The organism is Alienimonas californiensis (assembly GCF_007743815.1).
In the GTDB taxonomy this organism is placed as follows: Bacteria; Planctomycetota; Planctomycetia; order Planctomycetales; family Planctomycetaceae; genus Alienimonas; species Alienimonas californiensis.
On sequence record NZ_CP036265.1, the window covers coordinates 4,348,346 to 4,366,368 of the forward strand.

At 72.0% G+C, this 18,023-nt stretch carries 16 protein-coding genes; 7 read left to right on the forward strand and 9 right to left on the reverse strand.

Features of this window, described 5'->3' with window-relative positions; all coding sequences use genetic code 11:
* Positions 1-163: 163 nt before the first annotated feature.
* Both CA12_RS17195 and asnB read left to right on the forward strand, forming a co-directional pair.
* Positions 164-1,285 carry a glycosyltransferase gene (locus CA12_RS17195; protein ID WP_165700829.1) on the forward strand — a complete coding sequence of 374 codons (1,122 nt, stop codon included), beginning with the start codon at positions 164-166 and terminating at the stop codon, positions 1,283-1,285.
* The gene (gene asnB, locus CA12_RS17200; protein WP_145360237.1) at positions 1,285-3,300 is read left to right on the forward strand and encodes an asparagine synthase (glutamine-hydrolyzing); all 2,016 of its coding nucleotides are present in this window, start codon (positions 1,285-1,287) and stop codon (positions 3,298-3,300) included. Before CA12_RS17195 ends, asnB begins: the two co-directional genes overlap by 1 nt.
* Before the next feature lie 43 nt (positions 3,301-3,343).
* Here the strand turns inward: asnB and CA12_RS17205 are convergent, their stop codons facing one another.
* Positions 3,344-4,138 (reverse strand): hypothetical protein, encoded by a 795-nt coding sequence (locus CA12_RS17205; protein WP_145360238.1) that lies wholly within the window; start codon positions 4,136-4,138, stop codon positions 3,344-3,346.
* Between the two features lie 98 nt (positions 4,139-4,236).
* Positions 4,237-4,626: a GlsB/YeaQ/YmgE family stress response membrane protein gene (locus tag CA12_RS17210; protein WP_145360239.1), complete on the reverse strand. Its 390-nt coding sequence runs from the start codon at positions 4,624-4,626 to the stop codon at positions 4,237-4,239.
* Between the two features lie 115 nt (positions 4,627-4,741).
* Here CA12_RS17210 and CA12_RS17215 point away from each other — a divergent pair, with 115 nt between their 5' ends.
* The gene (locus CA12_RS17215; RefSeq protein WP_165700830.1) at positions 4,742-7,225 is read left to right on the forward strand and encodes a ComEC/Rec2 family competence protein; all 2,484 of its coding nucleotides are present in this window, start codon (positions 4,742-4,744) and stop codon (positions 7,223-7,225) included.
* Here CA12_RS17215 and CA12_RS17220 read toward each other — a convergent pair.
* The 3 genes from CA12_RS17220 to CA12_RS17230 form a co-directional block, all read right to left on the reverse strand.
* Entirely contained in the window at positions 7,149-8,255 is a 1,107-nt protein-coding gene (locus tag CA12_RS17220) for a tetratricopeptide repeat protein (RefSeq protein ID WP_145360241.1), read from the reverse strand. The two genes, CA12_RS17215 and CA12_RS17220, sit on opposite strands and share 77 nt — an antisense overlap.
* A gap of 108 nt (positions 8,256-8,363) precedes the next feature.
* A complete protein-coding gene (locus tag CA12_RS17225) occupies positions 8,364-8,873 on the reverse strand; it encodes a hypothetical protein (RefSeq protein WP_145360242.1) in 510 nt (169 codons plus the stop codon).
* A gap of 36 nt (positions 8,874-8,909) precedes the next feature.
* A complete protein-coding gene (locus CA12_RS17230; protein ID WP_145360243.1) occupies positions 8,910-11,474 on the reverse strand; it encodes an excinuclease ABC subunit UvrA in 2,565 nt (854 codons plus the stop codon).
* 69 nt (positions 11,475-11,543) lie between these two features.
* Between CA12_RS17230 and CA12_RS17235 the strand changes: the two genes are divergently transcribed.
* Positions 11,544-12,248, forward strand: a complete 705-nt coding sequence (locus CA12_RS17235; protein ID WP_145360244.1) for a hypothetical protein — start codon at positions 11,544-11,546, stop codon at positions 12,246-12,248.
* Here CA12_RS17235 and CA12_RS17240 read toward each other — a convergent pair.
* Entirely contained in the window at positions 12,184-12,507 is a 324-nt protein-coding gene (locus CA12_RS17240; protein ID WP_145360245.1) for a hypothetical protein, read from the reverse strand. The two genes, CA12_RS17235 and CA12_RS17240, sit on opposite strands and share 65 nt — an antisense overlap.
* Before the next feature lie 234 nt (positions 12,508-12,741).
* Between CA12_RS17240 and leuB the strand changes: the two genes are divergently transcribed.
* Positions 12,742-13,818 (forward strand): 3-isopropylmalate dehydrogenase, encoded by a 1,077-nt coding sequence (gene leuB, locus CA12_RS17245; RefSeq protein ID WP_145360246.1) that lies wholly within the window; start codon positions 12,742-12,744, stop codon positions 13,816-13,818.
* Between the two features lie 147 nt (positions 13,819-13,965).
* Here leuB and CA12_RS17250 read toward each other — a convergent pair whose 3' ends face one another.
* Positions 13,966-14,691, reverse strand: coding sequence for a Bax inhibitor-1/YccA family protein (locus tag CA12_RS17250; RefSeq protein WP_145360247.1), 726 nt, complete (start codon positions 14,689-14,691; stop codon positions 13,966-13,968).
* A gap of 170 nt (positions 14,692-14,861) precedes the next feature.
* Between CA12_RS17250 and CA12_RS17255 the strand changes: the two genes are divergently transcribed.
* Entirely contained in the window at positions 14,862-15,395 is a 534-nt protein-coding gene (locus tag CA12_RS17255) for a peptidylprolyl isomerase (protein ID WP_145360248.1), read from the forward strand.
* Between the two features lie 87 nt (positions 15,396-15,482).
* Here the strand turns inward: CA12_RS17255 and CA12_RS17260 are convergent, their stop codons facing one another.
* Together CA12_RS17260 and mch are read right to left on the reverse strand one after the other, a co-directional pair.
* On the reverse strand, positions 15,483-16,436 hold the full coding sequence (locus CA12_RS17260; protein WP_145360249.1) for an inositol monophosphatase family protein: 954 nt from the start codon (positions 16,434-16,436) through the stop codon (positions 15,483-15,485).
* Positions 16,433-17,485, reverse strand: a complete 1,053-nt coding sequence (gene mch / locus CA12_RS17265) for a methenyltetrahydromethanopterin cyclohydrolase (RefSeq protein ID WP_165700832.1) — start codon at positions 17,483-17,485, stop codon at positions 16,433-16,435. Before mch ends, CA12_RS17260 begins: the two co-directional genes overlap by 4 nt.
* A gap of 40 nt (positions 17,486-17,525) precedes the next feature.
* Between mch and CA12_RS17270 the strand changes: the two genes are divergently transcribed.
* Positions 17,526-18,023: an MOSC domain-containing protein gene (locus tag CA12_RS17270; protein WP_145360251.1), complete on the forward strand. Its 498-nt coding sequence runs from the start codon at positions 17,526-17,528 to the stop codon at positions 18,021-18,023.

Here is an 18,023-nt window from a genome sequence, read left to right on the forward strand (position 1 = left end):
AGGCGCGGACCGCGGGCGTGTCGTGCGGCCACGGGTCAGTGGCGCTGGAAGGTGGGTCGGCCGACAGCGGGGGACGGCGGGTTCGGGGCGGGGGGACGATTCGGCTATTCTTTCCCAACCTAGTTCTCAAAGACGGCGCCCGCCGCGAGGAATCGACCGCACCGTGCCACGCGTCCTGTCCGTCATCGCCACCCTCGACGGCAGCGGCGCCGAGAAGCAGTTCGCCCTGCTCAACGCCGGGCTGAAGGCCCGCGGTTGGGACGTGCAGGCCGTCGCCCTCACCCGCGGCGGACCGTACCGGGCGACGCTGGAGGAGGCCGACGTCCCGGTCACGGTGTTGAACAAGTCGCTGAAGTTCGACCCGTTCTGCCTGAACCGCCTGCGACGGCTCGTCGCCCGCTGGAAGCCGGACCTCATTCACAGCTGGATGTTCACCGCGAACGCCTACGCCCGGATGGCGAGCGGCGGGCGGCCGGTGATCGTCGGCGAGCGCTGCGTCGACCGGTGGAAGGGCGGCTGGCAGCACGCCGTCGATCGTCGGCTGCTGGGCCGCACGACCAAGATCGTGGGGAACAGTCAGGCCGTCGTCGATTACGTCGCCGCCTGCGGCGCCCCGGCGAACCGCCTGACCGTCATCCCCAACGGCGTGGAGCCGCTGGATCCGGACCCGGGATACCGGGCGGCGCTGCTCCGTTCGCTCGACCTGCCCGAGGACGCGCAGCCGGTGGTGTCCGTCGGCCGGCTCGCCCCGCAGAAGCGGCCGGAAGATCTGGTCTGGGCGTTCCAGTTGCTCCATCAGGCAAACCCGCACGCGGTGCACCTGATCGTCGGGGACGGCCCATTACGCGCCCGCTGCGAGCGACAGGCGACGTACTTCGAGCACATGCACCGCTGCCGGTTCCTCGGCCACCGAACGGACGCCCGGCAGATCCTCGCCAACGCCGACGCCCTCTGGCTCGCCAGCGAATACGAGGGGCAATCCAACGCGGTGATGGAGGCCATGAGCGCCGGCGTCGTGCCGATCGTGACGGACATCCCCTCGAACCGCGAACTGGTGACGGACGCGGAGACGGGCTTTCTGGTGGGCGTCAACGACTCGCTGGGCCTCTGCCAATGGGCGGACCGCGTGTTGAGCGACGAGGTCCTGCGAGAACGAATTGGCGGTGCCGCCCGGCAGCGGATGCGGACGGAGTTCTCGATCGAAAAGATGATCGACCGCTACGAGTCACTGTACCGCGAAACGCTGGGCGCCCCGGAGACGCCGAGCGGAACGGCGGTCGCCTGATGTGCGGCTTCGTCGGGGCGATCTGGGAAGCGGGGGCGACGCCGGTCTCGGAAGGCGAACTGAGGGCGATGACGGACGCTCTCGCCCATCGCGGCCCCGACGACGCCGACGTGTGGCTCGGCGCCACGCCCTCCGGCGGCGGCGTGGCGCTGGGGCATCGACGGCTCTCCATCCTCGACCCCACCCCCTGCGGCCGGCAGCCGATGGTCGACCCGGCGACCGGCTGCCGCGTCGCCTTCAACGGGGAGATCTACAACTACCGCGAACTGGCCGACCGCTTCGCCGACGGCCGCCCTTACGACACCGGGACCGATACAGAGGTCCTGCTGCGGGCGTTTTCAGAGGTTGAGTATGACTGTGTCGGCCACTTCCGCGGGATGTTCGCCTTCGCCGCCTACGATCCGCGGCATGGGACGCTGCTGCTGGCCCGGGATCGACTCGGGCAGAAACCGCTGTTCCTCCGCCGCGAGCCGGGTCGGTTGCTATTCGCCAGCGAGCTGAAGGCCCTGCTGCAGGTGGACGGTGCCCCGCGGGAGGTCGACCCGGCCGCGGTCGATCGGTTTCTCGCACTCCAGTACGTGCCGGACCCGCACTGCATTCTGACGGGCTACGAAAAGCTGCCGCCGGGCCATCGGTTGATCTGGCGGAACGGGGCGGTCGACTCGCAGGCCTACTGGCGGCCGCCGTACGCGGGGAACGCCTGCGTGGACGGACCCTTCCACACGCCCCTGTCGGGGGTGACGGCCCCGGAGGACTGGCTGGAACACACGCGGCAACGCGTGGAGGAGGCCGTGCGGCTGCGGTTGCGGAGCGACGTGCCGCTGGGGGCGTTTCTCTCCGGCGGGGTGGACAGCACGGTGATCTGCGCCGTGGCCCAGAAGCTGTTGCGGGAGGCCGGCGCCGGGCCGCTGAAGACCTTCAGCATCGGCTTTGCGGAGAAGCGTTACGACGAATCGGACTTCGCCCGCACTGCCGCGGACACGCTGGGGACGGACCATCACGAGTTCCGCGTCACGCCGGACGCCGTCGCGGCGCTGCCGCGGTTGGCGTGGCACTTCGACGAACCGTTCGGCGATTCCTCCGCGATCCCCACGCTCGCCCTGTCCGAGCACACGCGGGAGCACGTGACGGTCGCCCTCTCCGGCGACGGCGGCGACGAATTGTTCTGCGGCTACGAACGCTACGACGCCGTCCGGCTCGCCGCCCGGCTCGACCGCCTGGGGCCGCTCAAAGCGTTGGTCGCCGCCCCGCTCTGGCAGCGCCTGCCTGCAGGCGTGGAGCAGAAGGGGGTGATGCGACGGGCGAAACGGTTCGCGGCGGAACTGGCCAAGTCGCCGCAGGAACGCTATCTCCGCTGGATCGGCATCTTCGACCGGGAGACGAGGGACGAGCTGTACACGCCGGAGTTCCGAGCCCGCATCGACCAAGACGCCGCCGGCGACCTGCGGGACGCCTTCGCAGCGTGCGGCTGCGACGACGGGACGGTCGACGGAGAGGTGCGGGCGGCGACCTGCGTGGACCTGCTCACCTATTTGCCGGGGGACATTCTCGTCAAAGTCGATCGGGCCAGCATGGCGGTCGGGTTGGAGGCCCGCAGCCCGCTGCTGGACCACCGCGTCGCCGAACTCGCCGCGGAGATGCCCCAGTCGGTGAAAGTTCGCGGCGGCCGGGCGAAGTGGCCGCTGAAAGCGGCGGCGTGGTCGGACGACTTCGCGAAACTGCCGCAGGGCTTTCTGGATCGGAAGAAGACCGGCTTCGGAGTGCCGCTGGGGCCGTGGTTTCGCGGCGAACTGCGGCCGTTGCTGGACCGGGCGCTGCTGAGCGACCGCGCCCTCGCCCGCGGCTGGTTCCGACCCGAGGCGGTGCGACGCCTGATCGAGGACCACGCCGCCGGCCGCTGGGATCACTCGGCTCGGCTGTGGTGCCTGCTGATGCTGGAACTGTGGTGCCGGACTTGGCTCGACCCGGCCACGGCCCCCACCGCGGCCCCGTCGACGCTGGACGAGTTGCTCTGACGCCCGGCCTCGGCTCGCGCCTCGGGCGACCGATTTGCCACGATCAGAACAGCGAAAGGCTTAAACCGTTGCTGCGCCACACCGGCTGCGGGGTGCTGCGGGCCCGGCCGAACAGGCGGACCTGCTCCGCCCGGCCCCAGACCGGGGGCACGCGCGGCAGCGTCCCCTCGCCCTCGGGCCGAAACGACCGCCAGCCGGCGAAGACGCGTTCCCACGCCTCCCTGCGGCGAGACCGACGGATGTGAATCGGGTCGAAGCCGTACCACTCCGCCGGCGGTTCGAGCGACGCGACGGAGCGGCTCTCGGCCAGCGCCGAGAGTCGCTCGTGCAGTTCGTCGGCCCGCCGCCGCATTTCGTCCCAGGGCAGCGGGTCGCGGCTGGGGAACAGCAGGCCGCGGGCGGTGTGGTACTGCCACGCCGGCAGGGCGGCGGCCCGACGGCTGGGGGGCAGCGTCAGCGCCACCTCCGCCCCGGGTCCGAGGCGATCGAGGCAGGCGGCGACCCAGCCGACAAGCGTCGCCGGCGGGTGGCCGTACAGCAGATCGTTGCCGATGTCCGTCAGGCAGACCAGCGGCGGGGGGCCGGGCGGCCGGTTGGCGTAGGCCGGCCAGGCGCCGCACCGCAGCAGTCCGGGCAGACTGCGTCCGAACGTGAGCGTGCGATCCGCGTAGCTCCGGCCGTGCCCGGCCGCGATCAGCACGTTCAGATCGCCCTCCAACCCGCCCCGCAGGCTCCGCAGGATCGGTCGCAGGCCCAGCGAGACGTTGCTCGCCCCCATCAGCAACACCGTGCGGACCGGGGCCTCGGGGGATTCGTCGCGGGGGGGCGGTTGCGGCATCGGGGTACGGAACCGCCGAACGGTCCGAGGTGCAAGGCGCGAGCGTCTCGCGGCAGCCGAGGCGATCAGGGACCGATCAGGTCGTCACCAGGCCGTCGTCAGGCCGTCAGCTTCCGGCGGCGCCGACGGCGGTCCTGGTCGTGCATGAACTCGTCGCCGTCCTCGCTCTCGGTCAGCAGTCGGCCGGAGAACAGGCGGTAGAACAGCAGCAGGGTGAAGGCGCCGGCGATGCCCGCCCCGAAGCCGACCGGGCTGATCGGCGTGATGGGGCCGTGCCGGCGGCCCATCTGCTCCAAGATGAAGATGAGGACGCCGCAGCCGATCACGCTGCCGGCGATGCCCATCAGCGTGGTGGCGATCGCCCCGCCGGGGTCGCGGCCGGGCATCACCGCTTTGGCGCATAGGCCGACGATCGTTCCGAAACCCACCCACAGCAGAAATTCGTGGGCCGCGGCACTGAACACCCCGCGGAACTGTTCGAAGTCCATCGATCGCTCGTCGGGTGCGGGGGGAAAGTACGGTCCAGCCCGCTTCATCGGCGCCGACGGCCGGCCGTCTCCGCCCCCGATTGCGATTCGCCGCGCGCCACGGCTTCAATCCGCCGTGCCCCTGCTCGCCCCCGTCCCCGCCGAACCGGGCGCCCCCGCCGATCGGGGGGCCGACCGGGCCGAGCCCCGACGGCCGGCCGTGGCGATCGCGGCGGCCCTGGCGGCGGGGGTCTGCCTCGACCGTGGCCTCGCACCGCTGATTGCGCTGCCGCTGGCGGTCGGCGCCGCGGCCGCCCTGCTGGGGCTGGCGGCGCCGGCCGTGCGGCGGGCGGCCCTGCTGGTCGCCCTCGTCGCGGTGGGCGCCGCCGCCCACCATGTGCAGTGGCGGGCCGTCGCGGCGACTGACGTGTCCCGGCGGGTGGGGGACGACGTGATCCTCGCCCGGCTCACCGGCGTGCTGATGGCCGATCCGCGGGAGTACGAGGACCCGAACCGCCCCTCCTGGGAGGACGCCCGTCGCTCCGTCGCGGAGGTGCGGTGCGAAAGGCTGGACGGCGAGGACGGCCCGGTCGCGTGCAGCGGGCGGATTCGGCTGTACGCCGCCGGGTCGCTGGGGGACCTTGGCGCCGGGGATCGGATCCGGGCGCTCGGCTGGCTGGGGCCGGTGCAGGGGCCGTCGAACCCCGGCGAGTGGGATCGTCGGGCGGCCCTGCGGCGGGAGGGAATTCGCTGCGAGATGTCCGCCGACGCCGGCACCGTCGAACGGCTGGCGGAGGGTTGGAACCTCTCGGCGCCGCTGGACTGGCTCCGCGGCCGCTGCGCCCGGCGGATCGACCGCCTGATGCCCGAACGGGCCGCCGCGGCGGCGAAGGCCCTCCTGCTGGGCGATCGCACTGACCTCACGCGCGACGATCGCCGCCGTTTCATGGCGAGCGGGGCGATGCACCTGTTGGCGATCAGCGGACTGCACGTCGGTCTGCTGGCGGCGTTCGCCGCGGGACTCTGCCGATTGGCAGGCTTCGGGGCAGGGCCGACGGCAGTGTTGTGCGTGGCGGCGGTCGTCGGCTTCGCCCTGCTGGCGGAGTTCCGCCCGCCGGTGCTGCGGGCCGTCCTGTTCGTGATGCTGGCGGCGACGGCGTGGGCCGCCCGGCGGACGCTGGATTTGTTCAACACCCTGTGCGCCGCCGCCGCGGTCGTGCTGCTGGTCACGCCGGCGTCGCTGTTCGAGCCCGGCACGCAGCTGTCGTTCGTCGCCGTGGCGGGGCTGGAGTGGGGCCGCCGCGTCTTCGCCGCCCGCCCGCCGTGGTGGCCGGCGGGGCGACTGCAATGGGGGGAGCGACTGTGGGACGGTTACCGCCTCACGGCCGGCATCGCCGTGTGGACGGCGCCGCTGGTGGCGGCGAACTTCGGCCTCGTCTCGGTCGTCGGCTACGCCCTGAACATCCTGCTCCTGCCGGCGTTCGGGGCGCTGCTCGGGCTGGGATTCGTGACGCTCGGGCTGCTGATCGTCGTCCCGCCGCTGGCGACGTGGCCGGGCGTGGCGTTCGGCGTGGGCCTCACGGCGCTGCTGTGGATCGTGGACGCCGCCGCGGCCCTGCCCGGCGGGCACTTCGCCGTCCCGCCGCCCCCGCCGTGGTGGCTGGCGGGCTGGTACGCCGGGCTGCTGGGCTCGTTGCTCCTCCCGATCCGGCGGATTCGAACCGCCGCCGGTCGCGGAGCGCTGTTAGCGGCCGGAACCCTCTGGGCGATCGCCCTGTCGGCGGCGCCCGGCGATCTGCCGGAGGGCGCATTGCGGGTCACGGCTCTCGACGTCGGCCACGGCTCGGCGACGCTGATCGAACTCCCGGACGGCCGGACGCTGCTCTACGACTGCGGCAGCCTGTCCGGCGGCGAGCGCGCCGCAGACGCCGTCGCCGCCGGCCTGCGGGCGCGGGGCCGCACGCGACTGGACGAAATCGTCATCTCGCACGCGGACATGGACCACTTCAACGGCCTGCCCGAATTGCTCACCGGCGCCGCCTGGGGCGGCGTGCGGATCGGGGGGCTGTCCGTCGGGCCGCACTTTCTGGCGTCGGGGCAGGAGGACGCCCGGGCAGCCTTGGAGGCCGCGGACGCCCTGCCGCTCGCCCGGCTCGCCCGCGGTCTGACCCGGACCGCCGGCGGGGCGACGCTCACGGTCCTGCATCCGGGGGCGACGCTGGACCCGGAGGCGTCGGACAACGATCGCAGCGTCGTGATCCTGATCGAGTACGCCGACCGCCGCCTCCTGCTGACCGGCGATCTGGAGGGCGAGCCGCAACGGGAACTCGTCGAGCGCTTCGTGCAGCGGTACGGGGCGGGCGTCGATTTGCTGCTGGCTCCGCACCACGGCGGGCGGCGAGCGAACCCGGCGACGCTGGCGGAGGCGCTTCAGCCGCGGATCGTCGTCGCCAGCGGCGCCCAGCACGCCGACCCGGTGTTTCTTCGCAGCGTCTATCCTCGCTCGACCCTCTTTCTCACCTCCGAGAGCGGCGCCGTGACCGTCACGGTGACGCCGGAGGGGACGCTGGAGGCGACGCCGTTTCTCCCGACGGACCCGGCGGCGAGGCCGCCCCGGTGATGATCGCCGGTGAGGAAGCGGAGGAGGGCGGCTCCGCGGCTCCCTCGTGCCCGGCCTCCGCCGGATCCAGGTCCGGAAGTTTCGGGGCGCGAATCAATTCTTCGTGAGCCCGCGTGCGCACGGCTTCGATCCGATACGCCGCCGCGGCGCCGTCCGCCCGCTCCACCGCCCGCTCAAAGGTGTCAAAGGCGTCGACGAGCGTCGTCCCCGTCGACCCGGCGATGGCGTGCTCCAGCTTGCCGAGGGCCGCCGGCAGATCGCCCTTGAGGATCTCCGCCCAACCGGCCGCGCTGGCTTCGACCGCAACTGTCAAGTGGCCCAGTTGGGCCCGATCCTTCATCCGATGATTGGCAGAGAGGACGGGGTAACGACGTTGCCGCACGGCGGTCTTCATCGTGGGGCCGCCCGGAGCGGGGGGCAGTGCGAAGCGGTCCAGCGAGGTGAGGGACGCCTGCTTTTTCTCCGCCTCCGCTTCCGCCCGCCGCAGCCCGGCGCTGGCCTTCGGGAAGTCCGGCCGGATTCGCAACGCCTCGCGGAAGGCGTCGGCGGCGGCGCGGGCGCGGCCGAGATCCAGCAGCGTGTTCCCGAGGTTCTGGTGGGCTTCCGCGAAGGCCGGGTCCAGCCGCACCGCCTCCCGGTAGGCCTCGGCCGCCAGTTTGTTGCGGTTCAGTTTCCGCCGGGCGATACCGAGGTTGTAGAAGCCCTCGGCGATGTTGTGATCCAGCGAAATCGCCTTCTGCAGGACCCGTTCGGCCTGCTTGTGGTCGCCGGTCCGGTTGTGGATCGCCCCGATATTGACGAGCGCCCGGGCGTGGGCGGGGGTCAGCCGCGTGACCTTCTCGAAGAGTTCAATCGCCCGGTCGAGCCGGCCGGCGGCGAAGACGGCCCCGCCGGCCGCCATGTGCAGTTCCACGTCCATGGGAGCCGCCGCCGCCGCCTGCTCGTAGGCGTCCGCCGCCTCCTCACGCTGTCCCGCGGCGGCGTGGGCCCGGGCGACGGCCGAGAGATCAGTGGCGGGCGGAGCAGACATCAGGGGCGTCCGATGTGAAGAACCTGCGGACGCGCAGCCTAGGCCGCGGGAACCCCGCACGGAAGCACACACCGGCCCTCGACCTCCCGGCGGGCGTCGCCCGCGGGTTCAGCGGGGCAGTCCGGCCGGGAACGGCGGCGCCGAACCGGGAGGAGCGTTCAAGGAGGAGGCGCCGCCGGCGTCCGCCGATCCGGAGACGGCCCGCACCGCGCGCTTGCTGAGGGCTTCCAGTTCGCGGCGGCGTTCCTCGATCTCCGCGTCGATCCCCTGATAGAACAGGACGTAGGTCACGTCCGCCTCGCGGAACGCCCGCACCCGGGCGGAGACCGTCCTATCGAGGCAGAAGAATGCCGCGTCCAGCCCCGCCTCGCCCCCGGCCAGCGGAGCGGTCGCGAGGGCTTCGCTTTCGAAATCTTCGTACTCCTCCCGCAGCCCGGCGACGGCGCTGTCCACCGCATCAGCGGGATCCGGCCCGCCGGGCAGAGCGGTGAACGTCCAGAAACAGGTGTCCGGGCTGGTGAGCGTCAGCGTCCCGCCGTCGCGTTCCGCGGTCCAGCCGTCGGGAACGGGGACTGGCGGGGCGGAGGGCGAACCGGGGGGCGTGTCCTCGAGACTCATCGGCGGGGCGGGCGTGAGGGGCGGGGGCGAGCGATTCTAACGCCCCGCCGCCGCGAACCGTCGCGCCAACGCCCGGCCGGTCGGCGTTTCCCGCTGCGCGATCTCCCGCGGACTCCCCTCCGCGACCAGATCCCCGCCGGCCGGCCCGGCCCCCGGACCCAGTTCCACGACATGATCGCAGCGGACGATCAGATCCAGATCGTGCTCCACGCACAGTACGGTGTGCCCCCGCTCGACCAGCCGGGCCAGCAGGTCCGTCAGCGGGGCCACGTCCAGCGGGTGCAGGCCGGCCGTCGGTTCGTCGAGGAGGAACAGCGTCGGGGTCGCTCCCGGATCGGCCAGGGCGGCGGCGAGGCGAACCCGCTGCGACTCCCCGCCGGACAGCGTGTCCGCCGGTTGCCCGAGCGGCAGGTAGCTCAGCCCCACCTCCACAAACGTGTTCAGCACCCGGGCGATCGGGGTGACGTCCGTGAACAGCGGCGCCGCCTCGCCGGCCCGCAGCGCCAGCAGGTCCGCCGCCGTCCGGCCCTTCCAACGCACCGCGAGCGTCTGCGGGTTGAACCGAGCGCCCCGACAGGTCGGGCAGACCGTGATCGAGGCGGGGAGGAAGTCCATCTTGAGCGTCCGAAAGCCCCGGCCCCGGCAGTCGGGGCATTGGCCGGCCCGGTTGGCGGGGCTGAAGCGGCTCGCGGAGAAGCCGAGGCGTCGGGCGTCGCGGGTGCGAGCCAGCAGCTTGCGGATCTCCGTCCACACGCCGCTCGCCGTGGCCGGGCAACTGCGGGAGGAACCGCCCAGCCGCGACTGATCCACCTCCGCCAATCGCCCGATCGGCTCCAGCCCGCTCAGCACCCCGTAGAACGCCGTCGGCGGCGGGGAGGCCGTCGGCGACAGAGCCGCGCGCACCGCCGGCGCCAGCAATCCGGCGATCAGGGACGACTTCCCAGACCCACTCACCCCCGTCACCGCCGTCAGCCGCCCGTGGGGCACCCGCAGCGTAACGCCCCACAGGGAGTTCAACCGGGCGTCCGTGAGAGTCAACCACGAGTCGGCGTCTGCACCCGACTCTTTGGTGGGAGTCAATGTCTCCGCGGAGAGGGCGCGGGCGGTGGGCGACATGCCGCGGGCGACGACCTCCGCCGGCGGGCCGGCGTCGCAGACGGTCCCGCCGTCGGCGCCGGCTCCGGGTCCGAGGTCGATCAGCCGGTCCGCCCGCCGGATCAGGTCCGGGTCGTGCTCGACGAGAAGCACGGTGTTCCCGGCGTCCCGCAGGTCGGTCAGCACGTCCCACAGGCGGTCGGCGTCGGCGGGGTGCAGGCCCACGGTGGGCTCGTCCAGCACGAAGCAGGCGCCCGTCGTCCGTTCGCCCACCGCCCCGGCGAGTCGCGCCCGCCGGTACTCCCCGCCGGAGAGCGTGTCCGCCCGCCGGTCGAGTCCGAGGTAGCCGAGCCCCACTCGCCGCAGGCCGTCCAACAGGCTGCGCACGTCCGGCAACAGGCGTTCGGCGACCCCGGCCCCGCCGGCGGAGAGCGACGCGTCTCCCGCTTCGACCCGCTCCGCCAGTTCCGCGAAACGTTCGGACGCTGCATCGACGGAGAGCCGACCGGCCTCGCCGATGCCCAGCCCGTCCACCCGCACCGCCCGGGAGTCGGCGTTCAGCCGCTCCCCGTCGCAGGCGGGGCAGGGGGCCGACGAACGGTGGCGGGCGGTCTTCGCCTCCGGGTCGGCGAGGCCGACGCCGCCGCAGGCCGGGCAGGCGCCGCGGGGGGAATGAAAGCTGAACGACTGCGGCGTGAGCGGCCGCCGCTCCCCGCCGGTCGCCGGGTCGATCAGGCGGGTGCGGAAGCGTTCGGTCCGCCAGCCGCCGGGAGCGTCCGCGTCGGCGATCCGCAGGGCGACGGCCCCGCCGGTGCGGGCCGCGGCGAGGTCCACGCTCTCCCGCACCCGGTCCTCTGCCCCCGGCTTCACGATCGCCCGGTCGATCACTACGTGCACCGGCCCGGTCGGCGACGCGTCCCCGGCGGCCAACTCGGCGGTCTCGAACGATTCGTCGCCCACCTCGCAGCGAACGAAGCCCTCCTTCAAGGCCGCGTCGTAGAGGGAACGATCGGCGGCGTCGCCGGTCGCCTCGCCGGCGGGGGCGAGGATCATCAGCTTGGTGCGCTCCGGCAGGGCGAACGCCCGGTCGACGATCTGCCGGACGGTGTGCCGCTCCAGGCGGTCGCCGGTGTCGGGATCGTGCGGCACGCCGGCGCCGGCCCAGAGCAGGCGGAACAGGTCGTGCAAACCGACCAGCGTGGCGAGCGTCGTCCGCGGCCCGGCCGTGGGATCGGACTGGCCCACGGCGATCACCGGCGGCAGGTTTTCGACCGCGTCCACGTCCGGCCGATCGAGCTTCGCGATCGCGGCCCGGGCCTTGGGCGACGCGGTGGCGAGGAACCGCCGCTGGCCCTCCGCGTGGACGGTGTCGAAGGCGAGCGAGCTTTTTCCGCTGCCGCTCACGCCGGAGAGAACGGTCAGCGTGCCGGCGGGGATCTCGGCGGAGACGTTCTTCAGATTGTGCACCCGGGCCCCGACGACGCGGATCGGCGGAGGTTCGTTCATCGCGGCGTGTGGACGGGGCAAGCGGAGACGGTGCGGAGACGGGCGGCGGGCGGGCGGTACGATACCGGCATGCCCTCCGCCGTCTCCCCGTCCTCCGCCCCGCCGAACGCCGCAACCGCCTCCGGGGCGGGGGACCGGCCGGCTCCCGCGGCCTTTCTATTCCGGTTCGAGCTGAACCTGCCACGGTTGGGCGACGGGGTGCTCGAACCGCCGTTCGATCTGCCGGACGCGGCTCTGCTGCCGCACTTCGGGGGGTTGGACGACCTGCCCCAGTTCGCCGAGATCCGAGTGGGTTGGACGCCCGCCGGGCTGGCGGTCGCGGTGGCGGTCTCGGGGAAGAGCGCCCCGCCGGAGGCATCCGCGAAAGCGGTGGGCGCCGGCGACGGGCTGCACCTGTGGATCGACACCCGCCCGACCGGCACGTCCCACCGGGCCGGGCGGTACTGCCGCCGGTTCGCCCTGCTACCGCGGGTCGGCAAGGTCGGGAAGGCTGGGGCCTTCGACGTGCCGATGATGAAGGGTGGTGAGGCCTCGGTCGCCGAGCCGCTGCCGATTCCGCTCAAGGCGACGGTAGAGCGTGGCGGCGACTACCGCCTCGCCGCCTTCCTGCCGGCGGAGGAACTGCCGGGGTTCGATCCGTCCCGCAGCGCGACGATCGCCCTGCACACCGTCGTGATCGACGGCGAGTTGGGTACCCAGCCGCTAACGGTCAGTGGTGAGTTTCCCACCGGCCACGATCCCAGCCTCTGGACCCGTGCCACCCTCGGCGGCTGAACGGTTCGTGGTCCTCGTACTCCCGACCGTGCCAGGGGAGGGCGGCGGCGTAGAGCGTCGTCACCAATCCCAATGAGGCCATGGCGAACGACCCCCACAACGGCGGGGCGAACCAGAGGGTTCCGTCCTCCACGGAGGCAAAGGGGAGTTTCTCCTCCCACTCCGGCCCCAGCCGCAGGGCGCAGCGGTCGATCGCGGACAGCGTGACCCCGCCCAGAAGTCCCCACAGACCGACGGCGAACAGGCAGGCGCGAAGCACGGCGGCGACTTTCGACGGGAAGGACCGGCGGCGAATGACCGACGGGGAAACGGCCGGCGGGGCGGGCCGTGACGGGGACGGCGGGGAACGGGGCGGGCGACCGGCGGGAAGCGGGCGTCCGCGGTGGACATCGACGCGTCGCGGGCCCACCCTTCGGCCCCGAACCGGCCGCCGGCCTTTCCGGCGCCACCCGCACGTTCCGCCCCCCTTCGTTTCCCCTTCTGTAGCCCGCTGATGCACGCCCGAATCGTCCTGCTCCCCGGTGACGGCATCGGGCCGGAAATCGTCGCCCAGGCGGTCCGCGTCCTGAACGCCGTCGCCGACCGATTCGGACACACCTTCGAACTGACGGAGCAACTGATCGGCGGGGCCGCGATCGACGCGACCGGCGATCCGCTGCCCGCGGACTCGCTGGCCGCCTGCAAATCGGCCGACGCGATTCTGCTGGGCGCCGTCGGCGGGCCGAAGTGGGACGACCCGAACGCCAGCGTCCGGCCGGAGCAGGGCTTGCTGAAGATCCGCAAGGAGCTGGGCCTGTTCGCCAACCTGCGGCCGATCAAGCCGCTGGACGCTCTCGTCGACGCTTCGCCGCTGAAGACGCACATCGTTCACGGCACGGACATCCTGTTCGTCCGCGAGCTGACCGGCGGCGTCTACTTCGGCGAGAGCGGCCGCCGGGACGGCGGCAAGACGGCCTATCAGGAGATGGTTTACTCGGAGGCGGAGGTCGAACGCATCGTCCGCCTCGCCGCCGGGCTGGCTCGGGGTCGCGACGGGCGGCTGACCAGCGTGGATAAGGCGAACGTGCTGGAACCCTCCCGGCTGTGGCGGAGCGTGACGAGCCGCGTGATGAAGGAAGAGTTCCCGGACGTGAAGCTGGAGCACGTGCTCGTCGACGCGATGGCGATGCACCTGCTGGTGCGGCCGCGGGACTTCGACGTGGTCGTCACCGGCAACCTGTTCGGCGACATCCTCACCGACGAGGCCAGCATGCTGCCCGGCTCGCTGGGCCTGCTGCCGAGCGCCTCGCTGGGCGTGCCGCGGAGCGAGGGCGGCGGGCCGGGGCTGTTCGAGCCGATCCACGGCAGCGCCCCGGACATCGCCGGCACCGGCAAGGCGAACCCGCTGGCGACGATCCTGTGCAGTGCGATGCTGCTCCGCGACGGCCTCGGCCTGCCGGGCGAGGCGACCGCCGTGGAGCGGGCCGTGCATGACGCCGTCGCCGCCGGCGTCCGCACCGCCGACATCGCCGCCGGCGGCCCGTCCGTCACCACCGTCGAAGCGACCGACGCGGTGCTGGAACGCATCTGAGGCAGGCGAGCGCGGGGGCGTCAGCCCCCCGTGTGCTCTCCCGCCTCCGCCGAAACGAAAACGACCCGGACGCTGGGAGGCGTTCGGGTCGTTAAGTCGTCGTTTGTCAAAACTCAGGGGGCTGACGCCCCCCGCTCGCCTTTCTGACTAATCGTCCGACATGATACTCAGCAGGCGGACGACGTAGAAGAACAGGGTCGCGACGCTGGCGAACAGGGCCAAGCTGGCGGCGACGTGCTGGTTCGTGTGGTAGTGGTGCAGGACGTTCGAGGTGTCGTAGAGGATGTAGCCGCTCAGCAGCACGATCATCCCCACGCTGAACCACAACCCGAGGCTGAACCCGAACAGCAGCCCGGCGACGATCAGCCCGAGCGCGGCGAACATCCCGATCGACAGGGCGCCCCGCAGGAATGAGAAGTCCGCCCCGGAGACGAACACCGCGGCCGTCAGCCCGCCGAAGATCACCGCGGTGATCAACCCGGCCATCGGAATGATGTTTCCGTCGATCAGCGAGGCGTAGGTCAGCAGCGGCACGAAGATCAGGGCCTCGGCGACGACGTACAGGGCCAGGCCGAGGTACTGCTTGCCGGGGGAGGAGGCGTCCGAGTGGGCCCACTTCTGGGCGATCCAGGAGGCGCCCATGAACAGGATCAGCGCGATCCACCAGTTCCCGCCGATCAGGGCCAGCAGGGCGTTCCTAATCGGTTCGACGGTCAGGAACAGCCCCTCGATGCCGCAGAAGATCAGGATCGCGGTCAGCAGGTGGGCGTAGGTCCGCCGGATAAAGCCGGCTCGTTCCGAGGCGATGGCGTCGGCCGCGAAGCCGTAGCCGGAGGACAGTTCGTAATCGTCAGCGGCGCCGCCGAAGCTCATCGGGAGATACTCGAACCGGGGATGGGGATTCTGTGCAGAGAGTGTCCGTCGCACAGACCGTGCGGTCCAGCGGGAAACCGCCGTTCGCCCCGTCGGCCGGTTGGGCGGACGGGATCCGGCCGTTAGGGTGGAGGGTCGAACCCGTTACTTCATCGCACCCAGCTCGCCCCGTGGCCAAGAACTACTCCGCCGAAGTCGAAAAGCACACCGCGAACTTCGATCCGTCCAAGCAGTACCGCGTGACCCTCAAGACGAACGCCGGCACGATCCGCCTCGACCTGCGGCCGGACAAGGCCCCCGGCCACTGCAAGAATATGGTCGGCCTGGCGAAGGCCGGGTTCTACGACGGCTGCATCTTTCACCGGGTCATCGACGGCTTCATGATTCAGGGCGGCGACCCCACCGGCACCGGCACCGGCGGCCCCGGCTACCAGATCGACGCGGAATTCAACGATCTCCCGCACGAGTCCGGCGTCCTCAGCATGGCCCGCAGCCAGGACCCCAACAGCGCCGGCAGCCAGTTCTTCATCTGCCTGCCCGGCAACACCAGCTTCCTGAACGGCCAGTACACCGCCTTCGGCAAAGTCGCCGACGAGGAGAGCCTGGAAGTCGTTAAGAAGATCGGCTCCACCGAGACCAACCCCGGCGACCGCCCGCGGGACGAGCAGACGATCGAAAAAGCGACCGCCGAAGTGATCGGCTGATCGGCGGAAGCTTCAAAACCAAGAAATCAAGAACCAAAGGGCCAAGATCGGCAGTCTTTGGTTCTTGAGTTCTTGGTCTTGGAATTTCTAAAGGGCCTCGCCGTCGCGATACCGCTCTGGGTGCCACCCGCGGCCGACCTCGCGGAGCGTCGCCAGCGTCGCCGGATCGTTGGCGGTGGCGACGACGCGGGGCAGGCGGAGCATGTCGGCCCGGTCGTCCATCCAGAGTTCGCGGTAGTGGACCGGCTCGCCGGTGTCGCACCACACGCTGCCGCCGCCGAAGGCCGTCGCGATCTGGGCGGCGGCGGGGTAGTCGTAGACGTTCGGTGAGTGAATTAGCGACCCGGCGAAGACGCCGCTGGCCATCAGGTCGTAGATGCTGCCCGGCGTCTCGTCGGCGACGACGCCCTCCAGCCCCGCGGCGGTGATCGCCGCCGCGGCGGCCGGATCGCGGTGTTGGAAGCCGATGACGTAGATCTTCTTCGTCGCCCCTGGCGTCGGAACCGGCCGCGGCTCCAGCGAGGCGAGCGCCTGCCCCGCCGGCACAGTCGGATTATCCTCTCCGCAGCGGACCGTCGCCCCGGTGCCGGCGCCGATGCATTCGACCCAGCGGCCGGTCGCTCCGGCGTCGGGGACGTAGGTAAGGGAGTAATGGACCGCGTCGTCGGTCCGCAGGTTCAGCATCACGGCCCAGCCGTCGCCGGCGCGGTCGCGGTACTGCTTCGTCCCGTCGATCGGGTCGAGGCAGAGCGTCAGCGGCGAGTCCTCCGCGAAGGCTTCCAGCGGGCCGGTCGCCTCCTCCGCCTCGATCCGGCAGGCGCGAAACCGCGGGTCCAGGTCCCGCAGCGCCGTGACGACCAACTCCTGCACCGAGAGGTCGGCGAGGGTCAGGGCGTCCGTATTACTGGAACCGCTGACCTTCCCGGCGACGGCGATGTCGAACGACCGCATCCGCGACGCCACCCGTCCGGCCCAGCGAAAGACCGCGGGCAGATGCTCGTGCAGGGCGGCAGCGACTTCGGCGGGGGGCGGAGCCGTCATCGGTTCTCTCCGAAGAAGGAGCGTTCCAGCAGGTCCTCCCGCACGCTGCCGGCGGAGACCGCGGCGCCGTCGCGGAGGCTGATCAGCGTGATCTGGGCGGGGCTGAACAGGTGCGGGTCGAGATCGTAGAAGTTCCCGCCGGCCTCGCTCAGCAGTTCGGCGAACGGCCGGCCGTGCTGGGCGCTGGACTCCGAGGGGACCTTGTTCACCAGCCCGGCGAGTTCCTGCCCTTCGGCGTCGATCCAGAGGACGACGCGGCTGCCGTAGAGGATCGAATCGTTGGTGCGGCCCAGCGCCGCGACGTCGTCGCCGCCGGCGGGGGCCAGCGGGGCGGAGCCGACGCCGCTGCGGACGCGGGTCACGTCGAAGCCGAGGGCGTCCAGCTTGTGCAGGGCCGTCTCCACGCTGCGGGCGGCGATCTGCACGGTCCCGGCGAGGCTGGCGGTGGGCGCCATGCAGAGGACGAGTTTGTCCGGCGCCACGCTGCAGGAATCCGCGAGATGCGCCACGACGTTGGGCGGCGGGATCCGCCGGGTTTCGAGAACGCCGACGACCCGCCGGGCCTCCTCCACCCCGCCGAGCTTGGCGATCAACTCCTCCCCGCCGGCCGCGACCCGCAGCGGGCCGGAGGCCATCGCGAAGTACTCGCCGCCGCCGGGCTCGGCGAGTTGCACCTTACGGCCGGCGTATTGGCAGCGAAGACAGGCGGAGACCGGGTCGTCCGTCCGCACGTTGACCGTCGGCCAGGGGCGGCCGGCGAGCGTGCCCGGGTCGACGGTCACGTCCAGCAGGTCGGCGGCGGAGAGCCGGGCCAGTACGCGGCCCGCCTCCAGCCCGCCGGCGGCCTGGGCGCCGAAATCGAGCACCGTGGTGCCCGTGGAGAGCCGCAGCAGGTCGACGCCGAGTTCGTCCAGCCGTTTCAGGACGAAATCTGCCAGCCGGGCGGCCCGCCGGTTCAGCAATCCGCCGGGGGAACTGCCGCCGGCGCTGGCTTTGGGGGCGGGGGTCTTGCGGCCGGAGCTCGCGGACTGTTTGTTGCGTTTCGCCAAGGGGGCGGGGCCGTACGTCGATGACAAAAAGGGTTCGTTCGTGCAGACAGTACCCGATCTGCTCGCCTCGATCCCGCAGGTCGGCCGGCTGGAGTGGATCGGCCTGTCGCCCGCCCGCCGGCAGCCGCTAATCGAACCGGACGAAGCGGTCTGCCGCGTGGGCACCGGCCTCGACGGCGATCACCACAGCCTCGGCGGCGCCGGCAAGCGGCAAGTCACGCTGATTCAGGCCGAACACCTGCCGGCGATCGCGGCGACGCTGACCCCGCTGCCGGACGGCTCCGCCCGAACCGTCACCCCGGCGACGCTGCGGCGGAACCTGTGCGTCGCGGGCTTCCCGTTGACCGCGGTGAAGGACCGGCGGTTCCGCGTTGGCGAAGTGCTGTTGGAGGGCACCGGGCTATGCCACCCGTGCAGTCGGATGGAAGAGACCTTCGGCCCCGGCGGCTACAACGCCGTACGCGGGCACGGCGGGATCACCGCCCGGGTGCTGGAAGAGGGCACGCTGCGAATTGGCGACGCCATCGCCGCCGCCTGA